The following is a 22,488-nucleotide window of genomic DNA, read 5'->3' as shown; positions in this document are numbered from 1 at the left end:
TCTGGAGAATAACAATGGATAAAATTACCCAGGTTTTATTTTCAGATATTGGGAAAGTCACCACTCAATATGTTGAAGTACCACACCAGCAACTTAAACCGCACGAAGTACGGATTGCGCCCGTGTTCTACGGGATATGCGGTTCGGATCTGCATGTTCTGAAAGGCGGTCATCCGTTTGCCAAACCGCCTGTCATCCCCGGTCATGAAATTGCAGCGCGTGTTACGGAAGTGGGCAGCGACGTTAAAAATGTACAGCCGGGCGATCATGTTGTGGTCGATCCCATCATGGCTTGCATGGAATGCCGGGCCTGCAAAGCAGGACGTTTTAATCTTTGTGAACCACCGCAGGTTGCCGGTTTTCGCGCGCCGGGCTTTGCTCGCTCACAGCACATTGTTCCTGCGCGTAATTGCCATGTTGCACCAGCCTCTTTACCGCTAAAAGTGTTGGCCTTTGCCGAACCGGCGGCTTGTGCTCGCCATTGTGTTAACCGGATGCCGAAGGCTTCTCTGGAAAGCGTACTGGTTATTGGTGCCGGAACGATTGGCTTATCTATCGTGCAGGCACTGCGCATTATGGGAGCAGGGAAGATCACCGTGATTGAACCTGACGCTGCCAAACGCGCGCTGGCGTTAAAGCTGGGCGCAGCAGAAGTTTGGGCTCCAGGGGAACTGGCCGCAGATGTGCGATTTACGGGGGCGATTGATGTTGTTGCAGCGCAGGCCACGCTTAATGATGCCTGTACCCGTGTGTATGCCGGAGGCACCGTCGTCTGCATGGGCGTACCGAGTGGGCCGCGTGAAATACCGCTACCGATGATGCAACGTTTCGAGCGTGACTTGCTCAACTCTGGCATGTACATCCCTGAAGATTTCGATGCTGTTATCGAATGGCTGGCGGATGGGCGGTTTGATACCAGTGAACTGGTTACCGATTTATTTGCCATTGAGGATGCAGCGGCAGCATTCGAACGTGCGCAGCAAAATGATTCCATAAAAGTCATGCTGCAATTTGCGCCGGAATGATTTTCTAAATCTCTGTCTGGCGCTGCGCCACGCTAGCGCCACCCTACAACAATTAAAAAGGACACTGCGATGAGTCAAATCACCAGTCCTGCAACTTATTCAATTAGTCGGCCACAGGACGTAATTGATATTGTTAATAAGAACTCTGCAATCAACACCAGCATCGGCGTTATTTTTATCGCTTTAGGCGGCATATTGATTGATGCCTACCAGGCGGCGATGGTGGGCTTTGGTAATAAATACATTGCCGCTCAATTTGGCATTTCGCCGGGCCTTGCCGCAACCGTTAATGCGTCAGTATTAATCGCCGCGTTAATTGGCGGTTTATTAGCGAACCGAGTAATAAACCGCTTTGGGCAAAAGCGGGCATTTATTATTGGCATGGGGCTGTGCACCATCGGGGCTGCTGCGGTAGCTATTGCGCCCAGTATCTGGTGGGTGCTGGTGTGCCGCGTCATCATGGGCTTTGGCTTAGGCATCGACTTCCCTTTGGCAACCAATGCCGTGGCAGAGCTTCGTGGTTCAACGTCGAAGAAAACCGGAACGTCGGTCAACCTCTGGCAAATGGCCTGGTATGTTTCGACAACCGTTGTTTATTTGGTGCTTTTGCCGCTGCTTCTGTCGGGTATCGCTGAAGAACAATTGTGGCGTTACGGAATATTCATCGGAGCTATTTTTGCAGTCATCTTCATGATTTTGCGTTACTTCTTTATTGGTGAATCCGCAATGTGGGCCGCACGCGTCGGGCGTTACCAGGAAGCGTGCGACATTCTGGGAAAACGTTATGGTGTTCAGGCTCGCGTTGCGGCACCGGGTACAGCAGAAGCCAGATCCTCGGAAAAAGCAGAGAATAAATACAGCGGTGGATATGGCATCTTATTTAATGATCGTTACCGCAAACGCACCATTCTTGGCTGTGTCGTGGCAACCATGCAGGCGTGGCAATATAACGCCGTAGGTGTTTATCTTCCTCTTACGTTGGCGGGAATAATAAGTGGCGGGCTTACTGGTGCGTTGACGGGTTCTGCCGTCGTGAATGCCCTTTGTGGGGTGACTGGCGGGATGATCGGCTCGTTTATTCTCCAACGACTGGGTACTCGCCGACAATCGATGTATGGATTTGCCGTTGTGACCTTAGCATTACTGTCGTTAGGTGCGCTGGCAACGACTAACCCCTGGCTGTCTTTAGGGTTATTGGGATCAATTATTTTCTTCCATTCAGCGGGGCCTGGTGGGCTGGGTATGACCATTGCCACACTCTCTTATCCTCCTGCTATTCGCCCTACAGGGGTCGGGTTTGCCCGCGCGATTATGCGCACCGGTGCGATTGCCGGGCTTATTTTCTGGCCGATGCTGTGGGGGGCGTTGAAAACTGAAGCGTTTTACTGGTTGGCAATTGTGCCATTCCTGGGATTCCTGACCTGCGTATTGATTAATTGGGAACCTTTGGGGGCGAATGTGGATGCCGAAGACGCGGAAGTTCTGGCGGAATTGAACAAATAAACATAACGCGTATCGGCATCGGGCCGATGCGCGTATTTATCAGACTGCCCACTTTGTAGTGGGTTATTCCCCAATTTCTCGCCGACCAGGAGAGGAAAATGATGTCTGAAACGTTACCCACACCGCGAGAAGGACTTTCCGGTAAAGCCATGAGACGTGTCGTAATGGGCAGTTTCGCGGGCGCGTTGATGGAATGGTATGACTTCTTTATTTTTGGCACGGCAGCAGGGCTGGTATTTGCTCCGCTTTTTTTCCCGAACAGCGATCCTTTTATAGGTCTTATAGCCTCCTTTGCGACCTTTGGCGTTGGTTTTTTGACTCGTCCCTTAGGTGGCATCGTCTTTGGCCATTTTGGCGATAAAATTGGGCGAAAAATAACACTTATCTGGACACTGGCTATTGTCGGTTGCTCCACATTTTTGATTGGTTTTATTCCGACGTATCAGGAAATTGGGATCTGGGCACCGCTCATATTAATGGCGCTGCGTTTAATTCAGGGCTTTGGCCTTGGTGGCGAGTATGGCGGAGCGGCATTGATGACCATTGAATCTGCGCCCGAATCCCGGCGCGGTTTTTTAGGTTCGCTCCCACAAACGGCTGCATCAGTGGGGATTATGCTGGCAACCGGTGTTTTTGCGCTCTGTAACCATTTACTGACTCAGGAACAGTTTCTCTCCTGGGGATGGCGTATTCCGTTCTGGCTTTCAGCGGTGATGTTGATCGTTGGATTATTTATCCGCCTGCATACTGAGGAGACACTGGATTTTCAAAAGCAAAAAACGACGAATAATAAAGAAAAGTCTGTTCCTCCGTTGATTGAATTATTCAAAAAACATCCGCGAAATATTTTATTAGCGCTGGGCGCGAGGCTGGCGGAGAGTGTCTCTTCCAATATTATTAACGCCTTTGGTATTGTCTATATTTCCAGCCAATTAGCATTATCGCGAGATATTCCCCTGACGGGTATGTTGATTGCCTCGGCGATCGGTATTTTCAGTTGCCCATTGGTTGGATGGTTATCAGATCGTATAGGTCAAAAATGTCTGTATTTATCAGGCGCGGGATTTTGTGTCCTGTTCGCGTTTCCTTTCTTCTTATTGCTGGATAGTAAAAGTACGCTCATCATCTGGTGCAGTATGATCCTCGGCTATAACTTAGGCCCGACGATGATGTTCGCCGTGCAGCCGACACTCTTCACCCGCATGTTCGGCACCAAAGTACGATATACCGGCCTTTCTTTTGCCTATCAATTTTCCGCGATTCTTGGCGGATTAAGCCCTCTTATCGCCTCAAGTTTGCTGGCGCTAGGGGGAGGAAAGCCGTGGTATGTCGCTCTGTTTTTATTTGCTGTCTCAGTTCTTTCTTTTGTTTGCGTCTGGCTGATTGAGCCGACTGATGAACAAGAAACCGCTTCTTACCGCTACATCAGGGAACAATCTCATGAAAACTGAACGGAAAAACGAACATCACCAGGCGCTACAGCTCGCATTTGACGCGCCCTGGCCTGGGCCTGTAGGAGAGTTAGTTACGCTGGAAAAAGGCAATATTCGCCTGCAGATTTATCCGCATGATGGTGCCAGGATAACCTCGTTACAGGCATTTGGTTCTGAAGTATTACGCCAATGGCAGCCGCAACGCAGAGCTTTTCAGTACGGCTGTTTTCCAATGGTGCCGTGGGCAGGGCGACTGGGGAATGCGACGCTGAATGCTGGTGGGCAATGTTATTCTTTACCCGCCAATAAACCACCGCATGCATTGCATGGTATGGCTTGTTACTCAACGTGGGAAATCATCGACAAAACAACAGATTCCCTGACTTTACGTATGCCCCTGGCTTCACCGTGGCCCTGGCAAGGGGAAGTGGTTCAGACTTTTTTGCTGGAGAATGATGCGCTGGTTTTGCAACTGGAAATCCATTCACATACCGATACATTCCCGGCCTCTGCAGGCTGGCATCCGTGGTTTGCGAAAAAGCTGACTCCGCAAAGTACAGAATCGTTGCAGGTGCTTTTTGATGCGGACTGGCAAGAAGAAGCGGGTAGTGATGAACTGCCAACAGGAAATCGCATCTCTCCTCAAGCCGGTCCCTGGGATGACTGTTTTGGTTTTTATGACGGGGTGAAGGTTAAGTTACTGTGGCCTGGTAAACTCGCGATGACCATGACCTCTTCTGCAAACAGTCTGGTGGTATTTGATAAACAGCCCGATGCCACCTGTATTAACCCGCTGACTCAGGCACCTAACGAAATAAATCTAACGCCGGAATTGGTGACATCAGATAAGCCGCTGGTCATCGAAACTCGTTGGCAATTTACACCTGAATCTTAACCATTCATCTATTGCGAAAAAGTCAGTGAAATTACTCTGCTTTTTCGCAATCAGCATCACAAGATTACCCTTATTGCCACATAGCCAAACCCATCCTTTCCCGCTACAGTTAATTTCTTGTGGCGAGAAAGGAGGCAAAAATGCTCTATATCTTTGATTTAGGTAATGTGATTGTCGATATCGACTTTAACCGTGTGCTGGGAACCTGGAGCGATTTAACGCGTATTCCGCTGGCATCGCTTAAGAAGAGTTTTCATATGGGGGAGGCGTTTCATCAGCATGAGCGCGGGGAAATTAGCGACGAAGCGTTCGCAGAGGCGATGTGCCATGAGATGGCTCTACCGCTAAGCTACGAGCAGTTCTCCCACGGCTGGCAGGCGGTGTTTGTCGCGCTGCGCCCGGAAGTGATCGCCATCATGCATAAACTGCGTGAGCAGGGGCATCGCGTGGTGGTGCTTTCCAATACCAACCGCCTGCATACTACCTTCTGGCCGGAGGAATACCCGGAAATCCGTGATGCTGCTGACCATATTTATCTTTCGCAAGATCTGGGCATGCGCAAACCTGAAGCGCGAATTTACCAGCATGTTTTGCAGGCAGAAGGTTTTTCACCCAGCGATACAGTCTTTTTCGACGATAACGCCGATAATATAGAAGGAGCAAATCAGCTAGGCATTACAAGTATTCTGGTGAAAGATAAAACCACCATCCCGGACTATTTCGCGAAGGTGTTATGCTAAAAACCATCCATGAAAAAGCCAGGCATCGTACCCGTCCGCTATGGGCCTGGCTGAAACTACTCTGGCAACGCATTAATGAGGACAACATGACCACCCTGGCAGGTAATCTTGCCTATGTGTCGTTGCTCTCATTAGTGCCGCTGGTTGCCGTTGTTTTTGCGCTTTTCGCCGCTTTTCCCATGTTTTCCGACGTCAGCATTCAGTTGCGTCACTTTATTTTTGCCAACTTTCTGCCTGCCACTGGCGACGTTATCCAGCAATATATTGAACAGTTTGTTGCCAATTCCAACAAGATGACCGCTGTCGGGGCATGTGGCCTGATCGTCACGGCGTTATTGTTGATGTATTCCATTGATAGTGCACTGAATGCCATCTGGCGAAGTAAACGGGTACGGCCAAAAATTTACTCGTTTGCTGTGTACTGGATGATCCTGACGTTAGGGCCGCTGCTGGCAGGGGCCAGTCTGGCGATCAGTTCCTATCTGCTTTCCCTGCGTTGGGCGAGCGATCTCAATACTGTCATCGACAATGTGCTGCGTATTTTTCCGCTGCTGTTGTCGTGGATCTCCTTCTGGTTGCTTTACAGCATCGTTCCCACCATCCGCGTACCGAATCGTGATGCTATTGTCGGCGCGTTTGTCGCCGCACTCCTGTTCGAAGCAGGAAAGAAAGGTTTCGCGCTTTATATCACCATGTTCCCGTCATATCAGCTCATTTACGGCGTGCTGGCGGTGATCCCCATTCTCTTTGTTTGGGTGTACTGGACATGGTGTATCGTCTTGCTTGGCGCGGAAATTACTGTCACTCTCGGGGAATACCGCAAACTAAAACAAGCAGCTGAACAAGAAGAAGACGACGAACCATGATTGCATTAATTCAACGCGTAACCCGTGCCAGCGTCACCGTGGAGGGAGAAGTGACGGGCGAAATTGGCGCGGGACTTTTGGTGTTATTGGGTGTCGAAAAGGATGACGACGAACAGAAAGCAAACCGTCTGTGCGAGCGTGTGCTCGGCTACCGCATCTTTAGCGATGCCGAAGGCAAGATGAATCTCAACGTGCAACAGGCGGGCGGTAGTGTGCTGGTAGTTTCCCAGTTTACCCTCGCCGCAGATACCGAACGGGGGATGCGCCCAAGTTTCTCCAAAGGCGCATCACCGGATCGCGCAGAGGCGTTATATGACTATTTCGTCGAACGCTGCCGTCAGCAGGAGATGAACACGCAAACAGGACGCTTCGCTGCGGATATGCAGGTATCGCTGGTCAATGATGGCCCCGTGACATTCTGGTTGCAGGTATGAGTCAGCTTCCAGGGGTGTCACGGGAAACAAGAGAGAGTATCGCTATGTATCACCTTCGGGTTCCACAAACAGAAGAAGAATTAGAGCGCTACTATCAGTTCCGCTGGGAAATGTTGCGTAAACCCCTGCATCAACCAAAAGGTTCTGAACGCGACGCGTGGGATGCGATGGCGCATCACCAGATGGTCGTCGACGAGCAGGGTAATCTGGTGGCAGTAGGGCGGCTGTATATTAATGCCGATAACGAAGCGTCCATTCGCTTTATGGCCGTTCATCCCGACGTGCAGGACAAAGGGCTGGGAACGCTGATGGCGATGACCCTTGAGTCGGTGGCGCGTCAGGAAGGCGTTAAGCGCGTGACCTGCAGCGCCCGTGAAGACGCGGTGGAGTTTTTTGCCAAGCTGGGGTTTGTTAATCAGGGGGAGATCACCACGCCAACCACCACGCCGATTCGCCATTTTTTGATGATTAAACCCGTCGCCACTCTGGATGATATTCTGCATCGCGGCGACTGGTGCGCGCAGTTGCAACAAGCGTGGTATGAACACATCCCGCTTAGTGAAAAAATGGGCGTGCGCATTCAGCAATATACCGGGCAAAAATTTATCACCACCATGCCGGAAACCGGCAATCAGAATCCGCACCATACGCTGTTTGCCGGGAGTTTATTCTCGCTGGCAACGCTCACCGGTTGGGGGCTTATCTGGCTGATGCTGCGCGAACGCCATCTCGGTGGAACGATTATTCTTGCCGATGCGCATATCCGCTACAGCAAGCCGATTAGCGGTAAACCTCATGCGGTAGCCGACCTCGGTGCCTTAAGCGGCGATCTCGACCGTCTGGCGCGCGGACGAAAAGCACGGGTACAAATGCAGGTCGAAATCTTTGGCGACGAGACGCCGGGGGCAGTGTTTGAAGGCACGTATATCGTTCTTCCCGCGAAGCCATTTGGCCCGTATGAAGAGGGCGGGAACGAAGAAGAGTAGGGGGCGTTTTACTTGACTGAAAAGGTTTTCAATCTGAAAACCTTTTCAGGGCCCAGGTCCGAAGTTACTTTCCCGCTCTCCAGGCCACATCCCGCAGCGCCGATCGCGCAGCCTCACTGATACCACCTAACTGAAAAAATCCGTGGATAACGCCAGGGTAGCGTTGGCAGGTGCATTGCACTCCTTGCCCTGTCATGCGGTGATACAACGCTTCACCTTCATCGCAAAGTGGGTCGTATTCAGCGGTAATGATATGTACAGGTGGCAAGCCATTGAAATCATCGCGCCAAAGAGGGCTGGCTTCAGGATGCTTGCGATCAATATCTGGCAGGTACATCTCAAAGCCGCTCAGCAGAGTATCGCGTGTGATGATGTAATCGTGACCATTGCGGATATAGCTTTCGAAATGCGCAGTCGCATCAAGCATGGGATAAATTAATATGAGTTGTGCAGGTTGCCACTCGCCAGCACGCTTTAATCGTAAAGCAGTTACCAGCGCCAGATGTCCGCCCGCACTGTCACCGGCAAGAGTTATGCGCTGTTTATCAACGCCGAGTCGTTCGGCGTGTTGCCAGACTAATTCTGCACCTCGTTGCGCATCATCATGGGCGGCGGGGAAAGTATGTTCCGGTGCCAGCCGATACTGGACGGCAATAACCCTACATTGCCCGTAATAGGCTAACTGGCGCAGCTGGTTGTCGTGAGTTGCGAACCCGCCGCTAACAAAACAGCCACCGTAGTAATAAATTATCGTCGGGAGTAATGTCGGGGCATTCAGCGGTGACACTATTCGTAAGGTCATCCCTTCAAGTTCGATAGTCTGAATATCTACCCGCGTTTCTGTCTCACCCGCAAGGACAGCGCTGGCGATATAGCCCTCCCTGCGCTGCGCAATACTTTGTTGACGCGATGAGGGGCGACCCGCAGCGATAAACTCTTCGACTAACTCTGCAATTCCTTTTTCCAGTGCCATTGGAGAACTCATTCTTCTGTATGAATGTACAGTTTTATACCCCCGTTTTTGCTGTATGGAAACAGGGAAATTCACGGGCGTGAAAAATCTGGAAAGCGCCTCGCAAATGTAAAGACAAACCCGGCAGAGACGTGGTTTTGCTGGAGCACTATCAGTAAGCTAGTGGTTTCAAGGGTACGTCAATGACGTACAAAAAGGATTATTACTCTAAGCCAATGGCGTATAGTTATACTCTTCATCGAAACGGAAATTTTTACTGAAGATGTTCAAAAACTGCTGAACGACGATGAATTCAGTCGTTTTCAGTTTTTCCTGGCCTTGAATCCTGACTATGGTGAGGTAATACCTGAAACTGGTGGGTTAAGAAAGGTTCGATGGGTGTCAGGAGGAAAGGGGAAACGTGCTGGTGTCAGGGTTATTTACTTTCATCAGGTTAAACATTATGAGATCAGATTACTGCTTATTTATCGTAAGGGTATTAAAGATGATCTGTCTCCCCAGGAAAAAGCAATGCTCCGGTTGTTAAATACGAGGTGGTAAATGGATAAGGCACTTTTTGAGCGGTTGACTCACAGCATGGCCCAGATGAATGAAATTATTGAAGGAACGCGACAGCCTTCACGGACTTTTGAAGTTGATGCTATGAAAATCAAAGAAATACGCCGCGCTTCAGGGTTGTCACAATCTAAATTTGCCGATCTTATTTCTGTAAGCGTAGACACGTTGCGTAACTGGGAGCAGGGGCGACGTTCACCGACCGGGCCTGCAAAGGCTTTGCTGCGAGCGATTGCCAATGATCCGCAACATGTGCTGCAAGCACTTAACCGTTAGAGGCATGTTTATGCCATACAGAAAGCACCAGCATTCAGAACTCCTATGAAAGCGGCATAGTGCCGCCTGCTCAGGAGTTTTGCTATGACCCGTAATCGTGCTGAACGTCGCCATCATATGGCGCGATTAAAAAAAATCCGCTGTCGTTATCGCACTGCAGGCGATGGAAGCAAAAAAGCATCAGGTATTTGCTTTCGTACTCCCTGTATGTGTTCTTGTTGGATGTGTGGGCATCGACGCTATCATAATGGTCCCCGCGTATCGGAAATTCGTGCAAAAGCACGCTATGCGAATTAAGGGAAAATGATGAACTATTTTAAGGAAGCACATTTTTAGAACTCTCAACAGGAGACTAAAAATGTCCACCTTTAATACGCGTAAAGATAGGGATCGTAATGGTAAAGCGAAGCCGCATAAGCATTCAGGGATCCCAACACTGACAGGTAAATGGCGTCACCCTTCAATGGATTGTTGGGTAAACTACAGTACACCGGGCGATCATGAATGGAAGCGGCTCTATACTACGCTTCGCCGTCGTGCCGATGATCGACGCCAATGTTATCGGGTAATGCAGGGGAATGATCCGGAAGGAATCGTCTGGTTCCCGGACTGTTATCCACAAATTTACTACTACTAACAATTAAAGACAGGTTGGTGCGGCACTGACCGGTCAGTTATGAATGGTAGATTTCACCTTAAACCCTGGTGCGGTAAAGATGCTGACTTTTTTCGGGTACACCATCCTGATGAAGCAAATGAAGACCCAATCAAAAAAATATTCTTGAATATAAAATATTTATAGCTCCCATAATTCATCCTTATTATTTGTTGTTGCTTTTCTGTAGATGTGCCCCCGCTTAATTAAAAGTAATAAACCATCCTGGGCTATAACTAAACCATTTTTGATTAAAAATTGAAATAACTGCAGCTGTTACATTATCTTTGGAAAGCGTCTCGCAAAAACAAAACAATATGCAAAAATCCGCTTTCGTTAATTAACTTTCCGGCGTAATTTTCGCACATACATTAATGAGTAATATGTGTAAGGTGGTGGCAATGGCGATGAATACGGTTTTTCTTCATTTATCAGAAGAGGCAATTAAACGGCTGAACAAGCTCAGGGGCTGGCGTAAGGTTTCACGATCTGCAATTTTACGCGAAGCGGTAGAGCAATATCTGGAGCGGCAGCAATTTCCGGTGCGTAAGGCAAAGGGTGGCAGGCAAAGGGGTGAGACAGTAGGTGTTGATGATCAGTGTAAGGATCATAAGGAATGACAAAAAGATTTTTTCATTCTTGAATATAAAAAACCAGATGCCCTTATTCTGGTATTAATACAAGGTTGTTTTACTTGAACTTATAATAACTGCAACTGTTACATCATATCTGGACAACGCCTCGCAAAATACGAGAGATTTTGCGGGAATAGCAGGTGTCGTCACACCCTATGAGCTGTAATCCGGGCGACCTGCGCCACCCGGAAAACGTCAGAGATTACTCCCCTTCACCCGGAAACAGGAACGGGTTGATGGAACTACGGGCGTAGCCTTCTTGCTCCATTCGCGCGTCCAGGACCAGAGAGGCGAGGTCATCTGCCACGGCTTCAACTTTCGGTTCTTTTTCCTGATAAAGAATCTTCAGGTAAGTGCCGCAGTCATCGCAGCTTTCGGCTTTAATCGCGGCCTGTTCGTCATCCAGCGACCAGTAATGCAGTTTGCCGCTCTGTTCACAGTTGCTGCATTTTACGCGCACTACGTGCCATTCGGTTTCACACAGGTTGCAGTGCAGGTAACGCAGACCCTGAGTGGTGCCAATTTGCACCATGCTGGACACCGGCATAGAACCACAAACCGGGCAATATTGACGTTGTTCGCCATATTCCGCACGCGCTTTGCCGGGGATCAGATTGGCCATCTGCGCCCAGTAGAGCGACAGTGCAGCCCAGATAAACGGCGCTTTATCGCTGCTGACGGACGAGAAATCAGAGGCAAACAGTGCGCTGGCCATATCTTCCAGCTCCTGGGTCGATGCCTTCTCCAGATTCTCAATCACTGCCAGCGCCGGGCCGCTCATTTCAGGTTTCAGCTCAGCAATCAGCGCCATCAGCAGCTTTTGCCAGTGCTTATCACGCGGCAGAACGTGAATATCCAGCGGGGGCTTGCCCTGTGCGCTGGCTTCTTTAATGCGTGCAGTCAGATCCATCTCCAGCGGATGGTCGTACAGCACCACCTCCTGGGCGTGGGCGATAAGCGCAGCAAAGCGCAGGTAATCACCCAGCGGATTATTTTCTGCCAGCTCGCGCAGACGCTCGGCGCGGCGGTTGTATAAATTCTTGAGCCGAGGGAACAATAACGGCGGAATCATATCCGCCGTACGTTTCTCGCTCGAACCCAGCTCATCTTGCGGGATTATGCGAATACTCATTCAGCTTTCTTTTCCGTTGTCTTGCGGACCTCACGGTACCAGCGCGGGTGATGTTTCTTCGCCCAGGCGCTGGTAACCCATCCTTCCACCATGGCGGTAATCGTGCCTTTCACCCAAAGGGCGGCGTAGATATGCACCATGATAACCACAATTAACGCCACTGCGGCAAATGAATGCAGCATTAACGCGAATCGGATCACCGGGATTGAGAAAGCAGGCGCAAAATAAGGACGCCAGATAATCACGCCGCTCACCAGCAGCAGAACCAGGAAAATAATCGCCGCCCAGAAAACGCATTTCTGACCGAAGTTATAACGCCCGGTGTCACCTACTTCCTCGTTGACGACGATCTTACGAATATTCTTCGCCCAAAAGATATCATCCCGATTGATTAGGTTGTGATGCCAGTAACGGAAAAACATGATGATGAACGAGGCAAACATAACCACGCCGACAAACGGATGCAGAATTCGCGCCAGCTGCGGTGTGCCCATGATTTGCATCAACCAGTTGAAGGACGGGAACAAAAAGCCCAGCCCGCTCACCGCCGCCAGGATGAAGCAGAAGGCGGTGATCCAGTGGTTGATACGTTCCGGCGCGGTGTAGCGCACGATGGTGTCACGTCGTTTCATTTGCGCTCCTCGTCTTTCTCTTCGTGCAGATTATTCTCTTCCTCATCCGCACGGTTCGGACCGACACCCACGTAGTGGAAGATACTGGCTGCGAAGGTAGCCGCAAAGCCAACAGCTGCAAGCGGTTTCCAGATGCCTTTCCAGAATTTCACGGTTTGGCTGATTTCCGGGTTCTCCGGCAAGCCATGATACAGATTTGGCTTGTCAGCATGGTGCAGCACGTACATAACGTGTGTACCACCGACGCCTGCAGGATCGTACAGACCCGCATTGTCGTAACCGCGGGTTTTCAGCTCCGCCACGCGCTCGCTCGCCAGCGTTTTCATCGACTCTTTCGTACCGAAGTGAATCGCGCCCGTTGGGCAGGTCTTCACGCAGGCCGGTTCTTGCCCAACCACCACGCGGTCAACGCACAACGTACATTTGTAGACGCGGTTGTCTTCCGGGTTGAGGCGCGGAATATCGAACGGACAGCCCGCAATGCAATAACCGCAGCCAATGCACTGCTCGGACTGGAAGTCGACGATACCGTTGGCATACTGAATAATTGCACCTTCCGCCGGGCACGCTTTCAGGCAGCCTGGATCGGAACAGTGCATACAGCCGTCTTTGCGGATCAGCCATTCCAGTTTGTCGTTCTGCTCCACTTCCGAGAATCGCATCACCGTCCACGATTTGGCACTTAAATCATTGGGGTTGTCGTACACCCCAATGTTATTGCCGACGGTATCGCGAATGTCGTTCCACTCTGAACACGCCACCTGACAGGCTTTACAGCCGATACAGGTGGTGACGTCGATGAGTTTCGCCACTTCTTCCTGGAAGTCCCGCGCCTGAGGCGCGGGGGTCAGACCGTTAGTCGCGGAACGACGAATGATATCTTGAGATTGGTAAGCCATATTTCGTCTCCGTTTACCCTTCATCTTTCAGCTTGCAGGTTCGCTGGCTTCCTTATTCATCCCGGTCACATAGTGTTTCTATGCTCCCGGTCTTCATGGCGTCGCCAGCTCCCTGCAATCTGAAATCTATTGGGTATCCACCTTTTCCACATTCACGAGGAAGGATTTAAACTCTGGCGTCTGCGTGTTCGCATCACCAACGAATGGCGTTAACGTATTGGCAATAAAGCCTTTTTTCGCAACACCTTCATAGCCCCAGTGAATCGGAATACCGATGGTATCGATATCTTTGCCGTTCGCTTTCAGCGTGCGAATACGTTTGGTCACCACCGCTTTGGCTTTGATATAGCCACGGTTGGAGGAGACTTTCACGGTATCGCCCTGGGCAATGCCAAGTTTATTCGCCAGCGACTCACCGATTTCCACAAACTGCTCTGGTTGCAAAATCGCGTTCAACAGCGCGTGTTTGGTCCAGTAGTGGAAGTGCTCGGTCAGACGATAGGTGGTTCCGACATACGGGAACTTATCGGCTTTACCCAATGCTTCGGCGTCGTCTTTAAAGATTCGCGCAGCCGGGTTCGAGATAACGTTTGGATGCAGCGGGTTAGTTCCCAGCGGCGTTTCAAACGGCTCGTAGTGTTCCGGGAACGGACCTTCCGCCATCTTATCGAGGGCAAACAGACGCCCCATGCCTTCCTGCTGCATGATAAACGGCCCGACGCCACTGCCCGGAGGTGCTGCGCTGTAGTCCGGAATATCCCAGCCGGTCCACTTAGTGCCGTCCCATTTCAGCAACTGACGCTTCGGATCCCACGGGTTACCCTGCGGGTCTGCGGAGGCGCGGTTATACAGGATGCGACGGTTAAGCGGCCATGCCCATGCCCAACCCAGCGTGTTACCGAGGCCAGACGGATCGGCGTTATCACGGCGTGCCATCTGGTTACCTTCCGGCGTCCAGCTACCGGCGAAAATCCAGCAGCCACAGGAGGTTGTACCGTCATCGCGCAGTTGGGCAAACGAGCTAAGTTGTTGGCCTTTCTTGACGATAACCGCACCGGTTGCCGGATCGGTAATATCGGCCAGCGCCTTACCGTTACTCTCCATCGCTACTTCTTCTGAAGATGGCTCATGCGGAATGGCGTAGTTCCAGGTCATGTTCAGCACCTGGTCCGGGTTCGCGCCACCCTGTTCGGCATACATCTTGCGCAAGCGCAGGAAGATACCGGAGAGGATCTCGCCGTCAGTCAGCGCAATCCCCGGGGCGTCCGCACCTTTCCAGTGCCACTGCAACCAGCGACCTGAGTTAACGATAGAACCGTTCTCTTCCGCGAAGCAGGTCGATGGCAGACGGAACACTTCGGTCTGGATCTTCGACGAGTCAACTTCGTTCAGCTCACCGTGGTTCTGCCAGAAGTTAGAGGTTTCAGTGTTCAGCGGGTCGATGGTGACGAGGAACTTCAGTTTCGACAGACAACCGATCACTTTGTTTTTGTTCGGGAATGAGGCAACCGGGTTAAAGCCCTGGCAGATATAGCCATTGACCTTGCCCTCTTTCATCATCTCGAAGTATTGCAGGACGTCGTAGCCTTTATCCCACTTCGGCAACCAGTCAAAGCCCCAGCTATTTTCCGCCGTTGCTTTATCGCCAAAGAAGGCCTTCATCATGGAGACGAAGAATTTCGGGTAGTTGCTCCAGTAGTTAACCTGTCCTTCCAGCAGCGGTTTCGGCGTGCTGGCGGCGAGGTAGGTTTGCAGATCGGTCTGCTTCTCGCTTGGCAGCGTCATGTAACCTGGCAGGCTCTGCGACAGCAGCCCCAGGTCCGTCAGCCCCTGAATATTGGAGTGACCGCGCAGGGCGTTAACGCCGCCGCCTGCCATCCCCATGTTGCCGAGCAGCAGCTGGATCATCGCCATCGTACGAATGTTTTGCGCACCAACGGAGTGTTGCGTCCAGCCGAGGGCATACAGGAACGAGGCGGTTTTATCGTGAGCACTGGTTTCTGCGATGTATTCGCAGACTTTCAGGAACGCGTCTTTTGGCGTACCACAGATGTTTTCAACCACATCTGGCGTGTAGCGGGAAACGTGCTGTTTCAGCAAGTTCCACACGCAGCGCGGATGTTGCAGCGTGGTATCGCGTTTGGCGAAGCCGTTTTCGTCCAGTTCGTAAGTCCAGCTGGATTTATCGTACTTGCGTTTTTCCGCGTCGTAGCCGGTGAACAGGCCATCTTCAAAGCCGTAATCCTCACGCACGATCAAGCTGGCGTTGGTATAGGCTTCGGTGTATTCGCGGTTGAATTTTTCATTGTTCAGCAGGTACAGCAATACGCCTGACAGGAAAGCAATGTCAGTACCGGAACGAATAGGAGCATAGTAGTCAGCCACCGCCGCCGTACGCGTAAAGCGAGGATCGATCACAATCAGCTTCGCGCCGTTGTGAATTTTGGCTTCCATCGCCCAGCGGAACCCGACCGGGTGTGCTTCAGCGGCGTTACCGCCCATCACCACGACGAGGTTGGCGTTCTTGATGTCGACCCAGTGGTTGGTCATCGCACCGCGACCAAATGTTGGAGCAAGACTTGCTACCGTTGGTCCGTGTCAGACACGCGCCTGGTTGTCGACCGCGAGCATACCCAGCGCGCGGGAGAATTTTTGCGTTAAATAGCCGGTTTCGTTACTCGACGCGGAAGCACACAGCATCCCGGTGGAGAGCCAGCGGTTAACAGTCACGCCTTCGGCGTTTTGCGCAATGTAGTTAGCATCGCGGTCTTCTTTCATCAGTTTGGCGATGCGATCAAACGCCTCTTCCCAACTGATTTGCTGCCATTTATCAGAACCTGGCGCACGGTATTCCGGAAACTTCAGACGGCTTTCGGAGTGGATGAAATCCACCAGGCCAGCGCCTTTCGGACAAAGTGCACCGCGGTTGACCGGGTGATCCGGATCGCCTTCGATATGGAAGATAGATGCTTTGGCGTTTTTTGCTCCGTCACCGAGGCTGTACATCAACAGCCCACAGCCTACGGAACAATAGGTGCAGGTATTACGGGTTTCGCGGGTGCGCAGCAGTTTATACTGCCGGGTTTCCGCGAGTGCTACGCTGGGTGCAAAACCCAGTGCCGCTGCCGTGGTGCCTGCCATACCGCCAGCGCAGATCTTAAAGAACTGCCTTCTGCTGACCTGCATGGATTGCTCCTTGTTTCGACATTGTCACGTCCCATTTACATTCGCTTGCTGAGTGTGCAGGGAGTGGGAGTTATTTTTCTTTGCGGAAGGGGCCGCAAAGGTCCAGAATTGGCTCAATTTCCCTCCATCCAGGAAGGGTTTGTAACAGAATACCATAATGTTGGTGTGTGTGTTCTTATCTGGTTAATATAAAGTGAAAAAAACACGGCAAAAAGAAGTCAAAAATGTGACAAATATCACAGGCGTTAGCCAAATTGAGTTATGGCGTCGTGACGATTTACAACACCCACGGTTAGATGAGGTGGCGGAAGAAGTTCCCGTTGCGCTGGTCTACAACGGTATTTCGCATGTGGTGATGATGGCATCGCCCAAAGACCTTGAACTGTTTGCGCTCGGTTTTTCGCTTTCCGAAGGAATTATCGAAAGTCCGCGCGATATCTTCGGCATGGATGTCGTTCCTTCCTGTAACGGTCTGGAAGTGCAAATTGAGCTGTCCAGCCGCCGTTTTATGGGGCTTAAAGAGCGCCGTCGCGCGCTGGCCGGGCGCACGGGCTGTGGTGTATGTGGTGTAGAACAGCTTAATGACATCGGTAAACCGGTGCAGCCGCTGCCGTTCACCCAGACGTTTAATCTCAACAAACTGGATGATGCATTACGTCATCTCAATGATTTCCAGCCAGTGGGGCAACTGACTGGTTGTACTCACGCCGCCGCCTGGATGTTGCCATCTGGCGAATTGGTCGGCGGGCATGAAGACGTGGGCCGCCATGTGGCGCTGGATAAACTGTTAGGCCGCCGGTCACAAGAAGGGGAAAGCTGGCAGCAAGGTGCGGTGCTGGTTTCCAGCCGTGCCAGTTATGAAATGGTGCAAAAGTCGGCGATGTGTGGCGTAGAGATTTTGTTTGCGGTGTCTGCCGCGACCACACTGGCCGTAGAAGTGGCTGAGCGCTGTAATTTGACGCTGGTGGGCTTTTGTAAGCCGGGGCGGGCAACGGTTTATACCCATCCGCAGCGTTTGATTCATAATTAAAGAAATACCGCAATTCTGAATCTGGATTGCGGTTTTATTTTTCTATTAAATAATCCTCAATATATTATTCAGCATTTAAATAATAATTTCATCACAAGAAATTATCTCGTTAACTCCGATTTATATCGATATACTCCAGTCGCATTAATCCTTTAAGAATTAATCATTATTTATATAAGATATTTTGTTTTAATCATCGCATCAATAAATAAATGTTTCCGATGAGTGAATGAAAATAACAAACCTTGCACCGGTTGTAAAAACAGCAATGTATTTTCAATAGTAGGTGATGGATTATGAGTATTGAAAAATGAGTACATTACAGTTACCTGGCAGTTCATATTCTACAGAAGTTAATTTAAACGGCTTAATTGAGGTGCTCAGCAAGCATCTTTACTCCACTCCCGTGGTTGCCGTGCGCGAGCTGGTGCAGAACGGCCATGATGCGATCGTGCGCCGCAGGATTGAGCAGCCCGATGCGCCAAAGGATAACCAAATTCGTGTGGTGGCTGACGTGGCGAAGTCCACTATCACTATTACCGATACTGGTGCGGGACTGACAGAAAGCGAAATTCACGGCTTCCTGGCGACAGTGGGCGTGGGTTATACCCGAATGTTGCGCCAGCAGGATGACAACACCGGTTTAATTGGTATGTTCGGCCTCGGTTTTTTGTCGGCCTTTGTACTGGCAAAAGAGGTCACGGTGTTGACCACATCCTGGCAAACACCGGATCAGAGCTGGAAATACCACTCTACCGACGGGCAAAAATATACCGTTACGCCGCATCAGTCCTCGGAAACGGGAACGCAGGTGATTCTGACGCTCAAAGAAGAGTACAGCCATCTGGCGAGTAATAATTTGCTGAACCGCGTTCTTTCCCGCTACTGCATATTGCTGCACGAACCGGTCTATGTCGGCGATGCCAGCGAGCCGGTAAATAAACTTCAACCACCGTGGCGTGAAGTTGCCCCCGAAGGCGTAACCATGCACCGCGCGCTGGTACAGCGTAAAAATCTCGCCTTTGCCGCCCAGTTTGAATCCTCCTTCGAACCGATTTGCACCATTCCGGTGGTGCCAGCGGGAATGAGCGACGCGGTTGGGATTTTATGGATTCAGGATGGCGCGACCTACGGCACCAGCGATAACCGCAACCTGTCGTTGTTTTTGCGCGGCATGTTACTGGATGATGAAGCGCGTGAGTTGTTACCGCCCTGGGCCGGATTTATTGGTGGCGTGATTGAGTCATCGAAACTGACGCCGACGGCGAGCAGGGAAGATCTCCAGCGGGATGAAACCTGGGTTGCGGTACAAGAGGCGTTAAAAGAGGCGCTGATCTCTGGTTTGTCCGATCTCGCACAAAATCAGCCAGAAATCTGGCGGCGTGTATTAATGCGCCACAACGAAGCGTTGCTGGGTGCGGCCTTGTGTGATGACCGTCTGTTTGATTTGCTCAAAGATCGCTTGCAGGTGCCAACGTCAAAAGGCGCGCTGCTGGCGAAGGATTTACGCGTTAATAACAGCATTCATATTCTGTTAAGCCGCGACGGCGGTTTTGAAGAGATGTTGTTCCACATTCTGCAACGGCCTGTAGCCCGTGGCGATCGCTATGCGGTGGTGCCATTTTTACGCCGTTGGGCGCTGTTATATCACTGCCGGATTATCGAAGTCGGTACGCAAACAGGTAATGAGCAGTTGTTCAGCCTGGCAGAATTACCTGAAGAGCAGGTGGCTTATCTGGAAGAGCATCTCTGCGATGGCGAGCAATTAATTATCTCCCGCTTCGAACCAGCGGTTTTACCGCTCGTGGTCACGCCAGACCGCGAAGCAGAATTAAAACAAATTCTCGAACAGGATGACGCAGATAAACGCATCAGTACCGCAGCGTTAATGCTGGCGCGGCAATTTACCTCGCAAATCCAAAACACTAAAACCTCAAGTCTGTATATCAATCTTAATAACCCCTGTGTCATGCAACTGGTGACGGCCTTACAACAGCATCAGCAGCCAGCGGCAGCATTACGGTTATTAAAATCGCTGAAAGTGATTTTGTGCTCCAGCGGTAATAAAGAACAGCAGTGGGATTTACACCAGGCACTGGAAGATTTTACTCAGGTTATTCCTGTCTTAATTAATCAAGGAAAATAAAATGGATACATGGGAGTGGTACAACAAATATAGTCAGGAGTTGCGCGATGCCGGGCAAGAATATATTCCGCAGCTTATTGATGATTTTTCAGAAAGTGTTTTGCACCTGCAAATAGAAAAATGCGATTCGCTATTGCCGGAAATGAAAGCGCTGAATCAAGTAGCTAAAAATCCGTGGCTGGAAATATTTATCGGTCACTGGGAGATGCGTCATCGCCTGACTAACTATGAAGAAGGCGAAAAAGTGCTGCCAGACGTGGTAGCGCTGTTTGAAAAAGCGCACCGGGAAGAGGCAAAAGATTGCCCGCAATCCATTTGCGTTACCCAGGATTTATCAGCCTGCTACGAAAATATCGATGGCCCAGGCTGGGCGAATGAACGCATGGCAGTATGTGAAGAAACCATTGCGCGCATTGATCCGACCTGGAGCTGTTTTATGTGTTTATCCTGCGAGTATGCCAGTGCACTGGTGGACTCCAACAAAACAGAAGAAGCGTTGGTTTATATCGACAGGCAAATCGAGGCGGTGAAAGCATCGGGGAGTGAATATTTAGAAGCGCTGCTGGCAACACGCGCTGATATTTTGGTTGCCCTTCAGCGCTACGATGAAGCTCGTGAACTGATTGATGAACTGGCAAAAGAGAATGATTACTGGGGCCGTGATCGCATCAATTATCACCTCAAAAAACTGTACATTATGGCGTTATGCGGGCAGGACGAAGAAGTCTGGGAAGAATTACCGCGTTGGTCAGATCTGACCCCCTATTCATGGGGCATGTGGGTAAAGATTATTACCGTACTGCTTCCTCGCCATCCGCAGAGAAACCACTGGCAGCTGGCGCGCATCATCCAGACAATGCTGGATCAACGTTCGCAGGCCGGGGCGCACCGCAAAGCGGTTGATTTGGCAAAACTGCAAATCACTCTGGCGCTGGAGCGTGAATCCGTCTGGGTGGCCAAAATGGCGATGAAACAGGCCCAACGGCACATGCCGAAATTACGTTCGTTAGTGGGCGTTGATCGCGAGTTTCTCGAACTGAGTGAAAAAATCGCCGCCAAAGAGGCGGAGTTGCTTGCTCGTCCGGTTGTAGAAGTACCTGAAAATAGCGATGAAGAAACGCAGCCAGATCCAGAAAAAGACGTAGAGATATTCCGTCGCGCTTATCTGAACACGCCAGATGATGCGGAATTGCTGGGCAAACTGGTCAATGCGTTAAACGCCTGTAATGCGATTAATGAGTCGATCGAACTTCTGCAACGCCACGTTGAAAGCCATCTTCAGGAAGATAACGGCCTTTGCTTCGATCTACTGGATCTCTTGCTTAACCGTGGCGATCAGCAAGCGATCGAGCACCTGGCGAAGCTGTATGAACAGGCGGGTCTGCTACATATGGCACTGTGGTTCCGTGCGCGGGTGATCAACCAACAGGAAGACTGGAGTGAACTGGAGTCGATTGGGCAACAGTTGCTGGAAAACGAAAAAGGGCGTGAGTGGGTCGGCGTTTATCGCATGTGTTCCTGGGCAGCACAAAAACAGGAAGCCTGGGAGCGACAGCTGGATTATTTACAGCAATTGCAGCAACTGATGATTAGCCGTGAAGAAGATATTCGTAATCTCCAGTGGGATATCATGGCGACCGCCAGCATCTTACAACAGTGGGATTCGGTGCGTGCTATTGCTGCTGAACTGGAAATCGAACTCACAGAAGGCGAAGGTTTTATCGACGAAAAATGGGGGCTGCTAAACATTCGCTTCCGGGAAAATTACGAATACCGCTATTACTATGCTCAACGCATTGGGCCGGTAACAGCAAGGATTATAGAGCCGACTTACCGGACCGATTTCCCGCAACATGTTGATGAAATAGTGGTTTTCGATGCAGAAATGTTGAATACCCGACCTGAAGACGAAGAAGAGCAGAAGAATTTCACGCCACTTTATGGGTGTCTGAAAACCATTATCCCGACCGAGTACGGCGAGTCCTGGTTCTGCGAAGGTGTTATGCCTGGTGAAGCACAGTTTAATGCCTTCCGTGAGGCGCTCCGTGAACGAAACTGGTACTACTGGAGCAACAGTAATGACGACTATACGTTAACCGATAGTCATCAGGGAGAAGATGCGCAGCCACTTCCCGCATTCTACTTTGTTATCAGTGCGCCGCGTTCAGTTTCTAAAGGTGATATCGATAAGACCTTGCACGAATTGACCTCTGACTGGGAACATCCGTTGTGCTGGTGGCGTCTTGCCAAAGAAGCCGGAGCAAATGAAGAGAAACATGCTGCTATTGCCGAGCGTTATGGGATGTAGTGCGTGATTAATGGCGGGGGAGATGACACTCCCTCTCGCCAGGGTTGTGCCGTTAATTAAAATAAGTCCTGTGATTTAGAAATTAAATTACAGGACTTATTCATTTTGTGAATATTATCAATTTATTTATAAACAAAACGCGTGTAGTGACATTTTCTTTTTTCCTTTATTATATTCAC

General features: G+C 50.6%; 20 protein-coding genes. 15 read left to right on the top strand and 5 right to left on the bottom strand.

Going from position 1 to position 22,488, the window contains the following annotated elements; all coding sequences use genetic code 11:
• The first annotated feature begins 14 nt into the window (after positions 1 to 14).
• The 8 genes from FEK47_RS04970 to fabY all read left to right on the top strand — a co-directional run bounded on the left by FEK47_RS04970 (position 15) and on the right by fabY (position 7,882).
• The gene (locus FEK47_RS04970) at positions 15 to 1,025 is read left to right on the top strand and encodes an alcohol dehydrogenase catalytic domain-containing protein (RefSeq protein ID WP_135486862.1); all 1,011 of its coding nucleotides are present in this window, start codon (positions 15 to 17) and stop codon (positions 1,023 to 1,025) included.
• A gap of 69 nt (positions 1,026 to 1,094) precedes the next feature.
• Positions 1,095 to 2,528 carry an MFS transporter gene (locus tag FEK47_RS04965; protein WP_105283764.1) on the top strand — a complete coding sequence of 478 codons (1,434 nt, stop codon included), beginning with the start codon at positions 1,095 to 1,097 and terminating at the stop codon, positions 2,526 to 2,528.
• Positions 2,529 to 2,629: 101 nt separating this feature from the next.
• Positions 2,630 to 3,979 (top strand): MFS transporter, encoded by a 1,350-nt coding sequence (locus FEK47_RS04960; protein ID WP_105283807.1) that lies wholly within the window; start codon positions 2,630 to 2,632, stop codon positions 3,977 to 3,979.
• Positions 3,969 to 4,856: an aldose 1-epimerase gene (locus tag FEK47_RS04955; protein ID WP_135486861.1), complete on the top strand. Its 888-nt coding sequence runs from the start codon at positions 3,969 to 3,971 to the stop codon at positions 4,854 to 4,856. The genes FEK47_RS04960 and FEK47_RS04955 overlap by 11 nt, the downstream gene beginning before the upstream one ends.
• 140 nt (positions 4,857 to 4,996) lie before the next feature.
• Entirely contained in the window at positions 4,997 to 5,596 is a 600-nt protein-coding gene (yihX, locus tag FEK47_RS04950) for a glucose-1-phosphatase (RefSeq protein ID WP_001521802.1), read from the top strand.
• Positions 5,590 to 6,462: a virulence factor BrkB family protein gene (locus FEK47_RS04945; RefSeq protein ID WP_000920721.1), complete on the top strand. Its 873-nt coding sequence runs from the start codon at positions 5,590 to 5,592 to the stop codon at positions 6,460 to 6,462. The genes yihX and FEK47_RS04945 overlap by 7 nt, the downstream gene beginning before the upstream one ends.
• Positions 6,459 to 6,896, top strand: coding sequence for a D-aminoacyl-tRNA deacylase (dtd, locus tag FEK47_RS04940; protein WP_000560983.1), 438 nt, complete (start codon positions 6,459 to 6,461; stop codon positions 6,894 to 6,896). Before FEK47_RS04945 ends, dtd begins: the two co-directional genes overlap by 4 nt.
• Before the next feature lie 44 nt (positions 6,897 to 6,940).
• Positions 6,941 to 7,882, top strand: coding sequence for a fatty acid biosynthesis protein FabY (gene fabY / locus FEK47_RS04935; protein WP_001297068.1), 942 nt, complete (start codon positions 6,941 to 6,943; stop codon positions 7,880 to 7,882).
• A gap of 64 nt (positions 7,883 to 7,946) precedes the next feature.
• Here the strand turns inward: fabY and FEK47_RS04930 are convergent, their stop codons facing one another.
• Positions 7,947 to 8,855, bottom strand: coding sequence for an alpha/beta hydrolase (locus FEK47_RS04930; RefSeq protein ID WP_135486860.1), 909 nt, complete (start codon positions 8,853 to 8,855; stop codon positions 7,947 to 7,949).
• Positions 8,856 to 9,083: 228 nt separating this feature from the next.
• Here FEK47_RS04930 and FEK47_RS04925 point away from each other — a divergent pair, with 228 nt between their 5' ends.
• The 4 genes from FEK47_RS04925 (at position 9,084) to FEK47_RS04900 (ending at position 10,961) form a co-directional block, all read left to right on the top strand.
• Positions 9,084 to 9,395, top strand: coding sequence for a hypothetical protein (locus FEK47_RS04925; protein ID WP_000897302.1), 312 nt, complete (start codon positions 9,084 to 9,086; stop codon positions 9,393 to 9,395).
• Positions 9,396 to 9,686: a NadS family protein gene (nadS, locus tag FEK47_RS04920; RefSeq protein WP_000356397.1), complete on the top strand. Its 291-nt coding sequence runs from the start codon at positions 9,396 to 9,398 to the stop codon at positions 9,684 to 9,686.
• 358 nt (positions 9,687 to 10,044) lie between these two features.
• A complete protein-coding gene (locus FEK47_RS04910) occupies positions 10,045 to 10,323 on the top strand; it encodes a hypothetical protein (protein ID WP_130223052.1) in 279 nt (92 codons plus the stop codon).
• A 419-nt stretch (positions 10,324 to 10,742) separates the two neighbouring features.
• The gene (locus FEK47_RS04900) at positions 10,743 to 10,961 is read left to right on the top strand and encodes a CopG family transcriptional regulator (RefSeq protein ID WP_001313440.1); all 219 of its coding nucleotides are present in this window, start codon (positions 10,743 to 10,745) and stop codon (positions 10,959 to 10,961) included.
• Positions 10,962 to 11,178: 217 nt separating this feature from the next.
• Here the strand turns inward: FEK47_RS04900 and fdhE are convergent, their stop codons facing one another.
• From fdhE to fdnG, 4 genes are all read right to left on the bottom strand, one after another.
• The gene (gene fdhE / locus FEK47_RS04895) at positions 11,179 to 12,108 is read right to left on the bottom strand and encodes a formate dehydrogenase accessory protein FdhE (protein WP_000027708.1); all 930 of its coding nucleotides are present in this window, start codon (positions 12,106 to 12,108) and stop codon (positions 11,179 to 11,181) included.
• Entirely contained in the window at positions 12,105 to 12,740 is a 636-nt protein-coding gene (fdoI, locus tag FEK47_RS04890; RefSeq protein WP_000829013.1) for a formate dehydrogenase cytochrome b556 subunit, read from the bottom strand. Before fdoI ends, fdhE begins: the two co-directional genes overlap by 4 nt.
• A complete protein-coding gene (gene fdoH / locus FEK47_RS04885; RefSeq protein WP_000331381.1) occupies positions 12,737 to 13,639 on the bottom strand; it encodes a formate dehydrogenase O subunit beta in 903 nt (300 codons plus the stop codon). Before fdoH ends, fdoI begins: the two co-directional genes overlap by 4 nt.
• Before the next feature lie 126 nt (positions 13,640 to 13,765).
• Positions 13,766 to 16,825, bottom strand: a complete 3,060-nt coding sequence (gene fdnG, locus FEK47_RS04880; RefSeq protein WP_138183127.1) for a formate dehydrogenase-N subunit alpha — start codon at positions 16,823 to 16,825, stop codon at positions 13,766 to 13,768.
• A gap of 193 nt (positions 16,826 to 17,018) precedes the next feature.
• Here fdnG and fdhD point away from each other — a divergent pair, with 193 nt between their 5' ends.
• The 3 genes from fdhD to FEK47_RS04865 all read left to right on the top strand — a co-directional run bounded on the left by fdhD (position 17,019) and on the right by FEK47_RS04865 (position 22,309).
• A complete protein-coding gene (fdhD, locus tag FEK47_RS04875) occupies positions 17,019 to 17,855 on the top strand; it encodes a formate dehydrogenase accessory sulfurtransferase FdhD (RefSeq protein ID WP_135486859.1) in 837 nt (278 codons plus the stop codon).
• A gap of 310 nt (positions 17,856 to 18,165) precedes the next feature.
• The gene (locus FEK47_RS04870; RefSeq protein ID WP_135486858.1) at positions 18,166 to 20,001 is read left to right on the top strand and encodes an ATP-binding protein; all 1,836 of its coding nucleotides are present in this window, start codon (positions 18,166 to 18,168) and stop codon (positions 19,999 to 20,001) included.
• A gap of 1 nt (position 20,002) precedes the next feature.
• On the top strand, positions 20,003 to 22,309 hold the full coding sequence (locus FEK47_RS04865; RefSeq protein ID WP_135486857.1) for a hypothetical protein: 2,307 nt from the start codon (positions 20,003 to 20,005) through the stop codon (positions 22,307 to 22,309).
• Positions 22,310 to 22,488: the final 179 nt, after the last annotated feature.

This window comes from Escherichia sp. E3659 (genome assembly GCF_005781135.1).
Taxonomy (GTDB): domain Bacteria; phylum Pseudomonadota; class Gammaproteobacteria; order Enterobacterales; family Enterobacteriaceae; genus Escherichia.
Note: the sequence above shows the minus strand (reverse complement) of the source record. Positions and strands in the feature narration are given on the sequence as shown.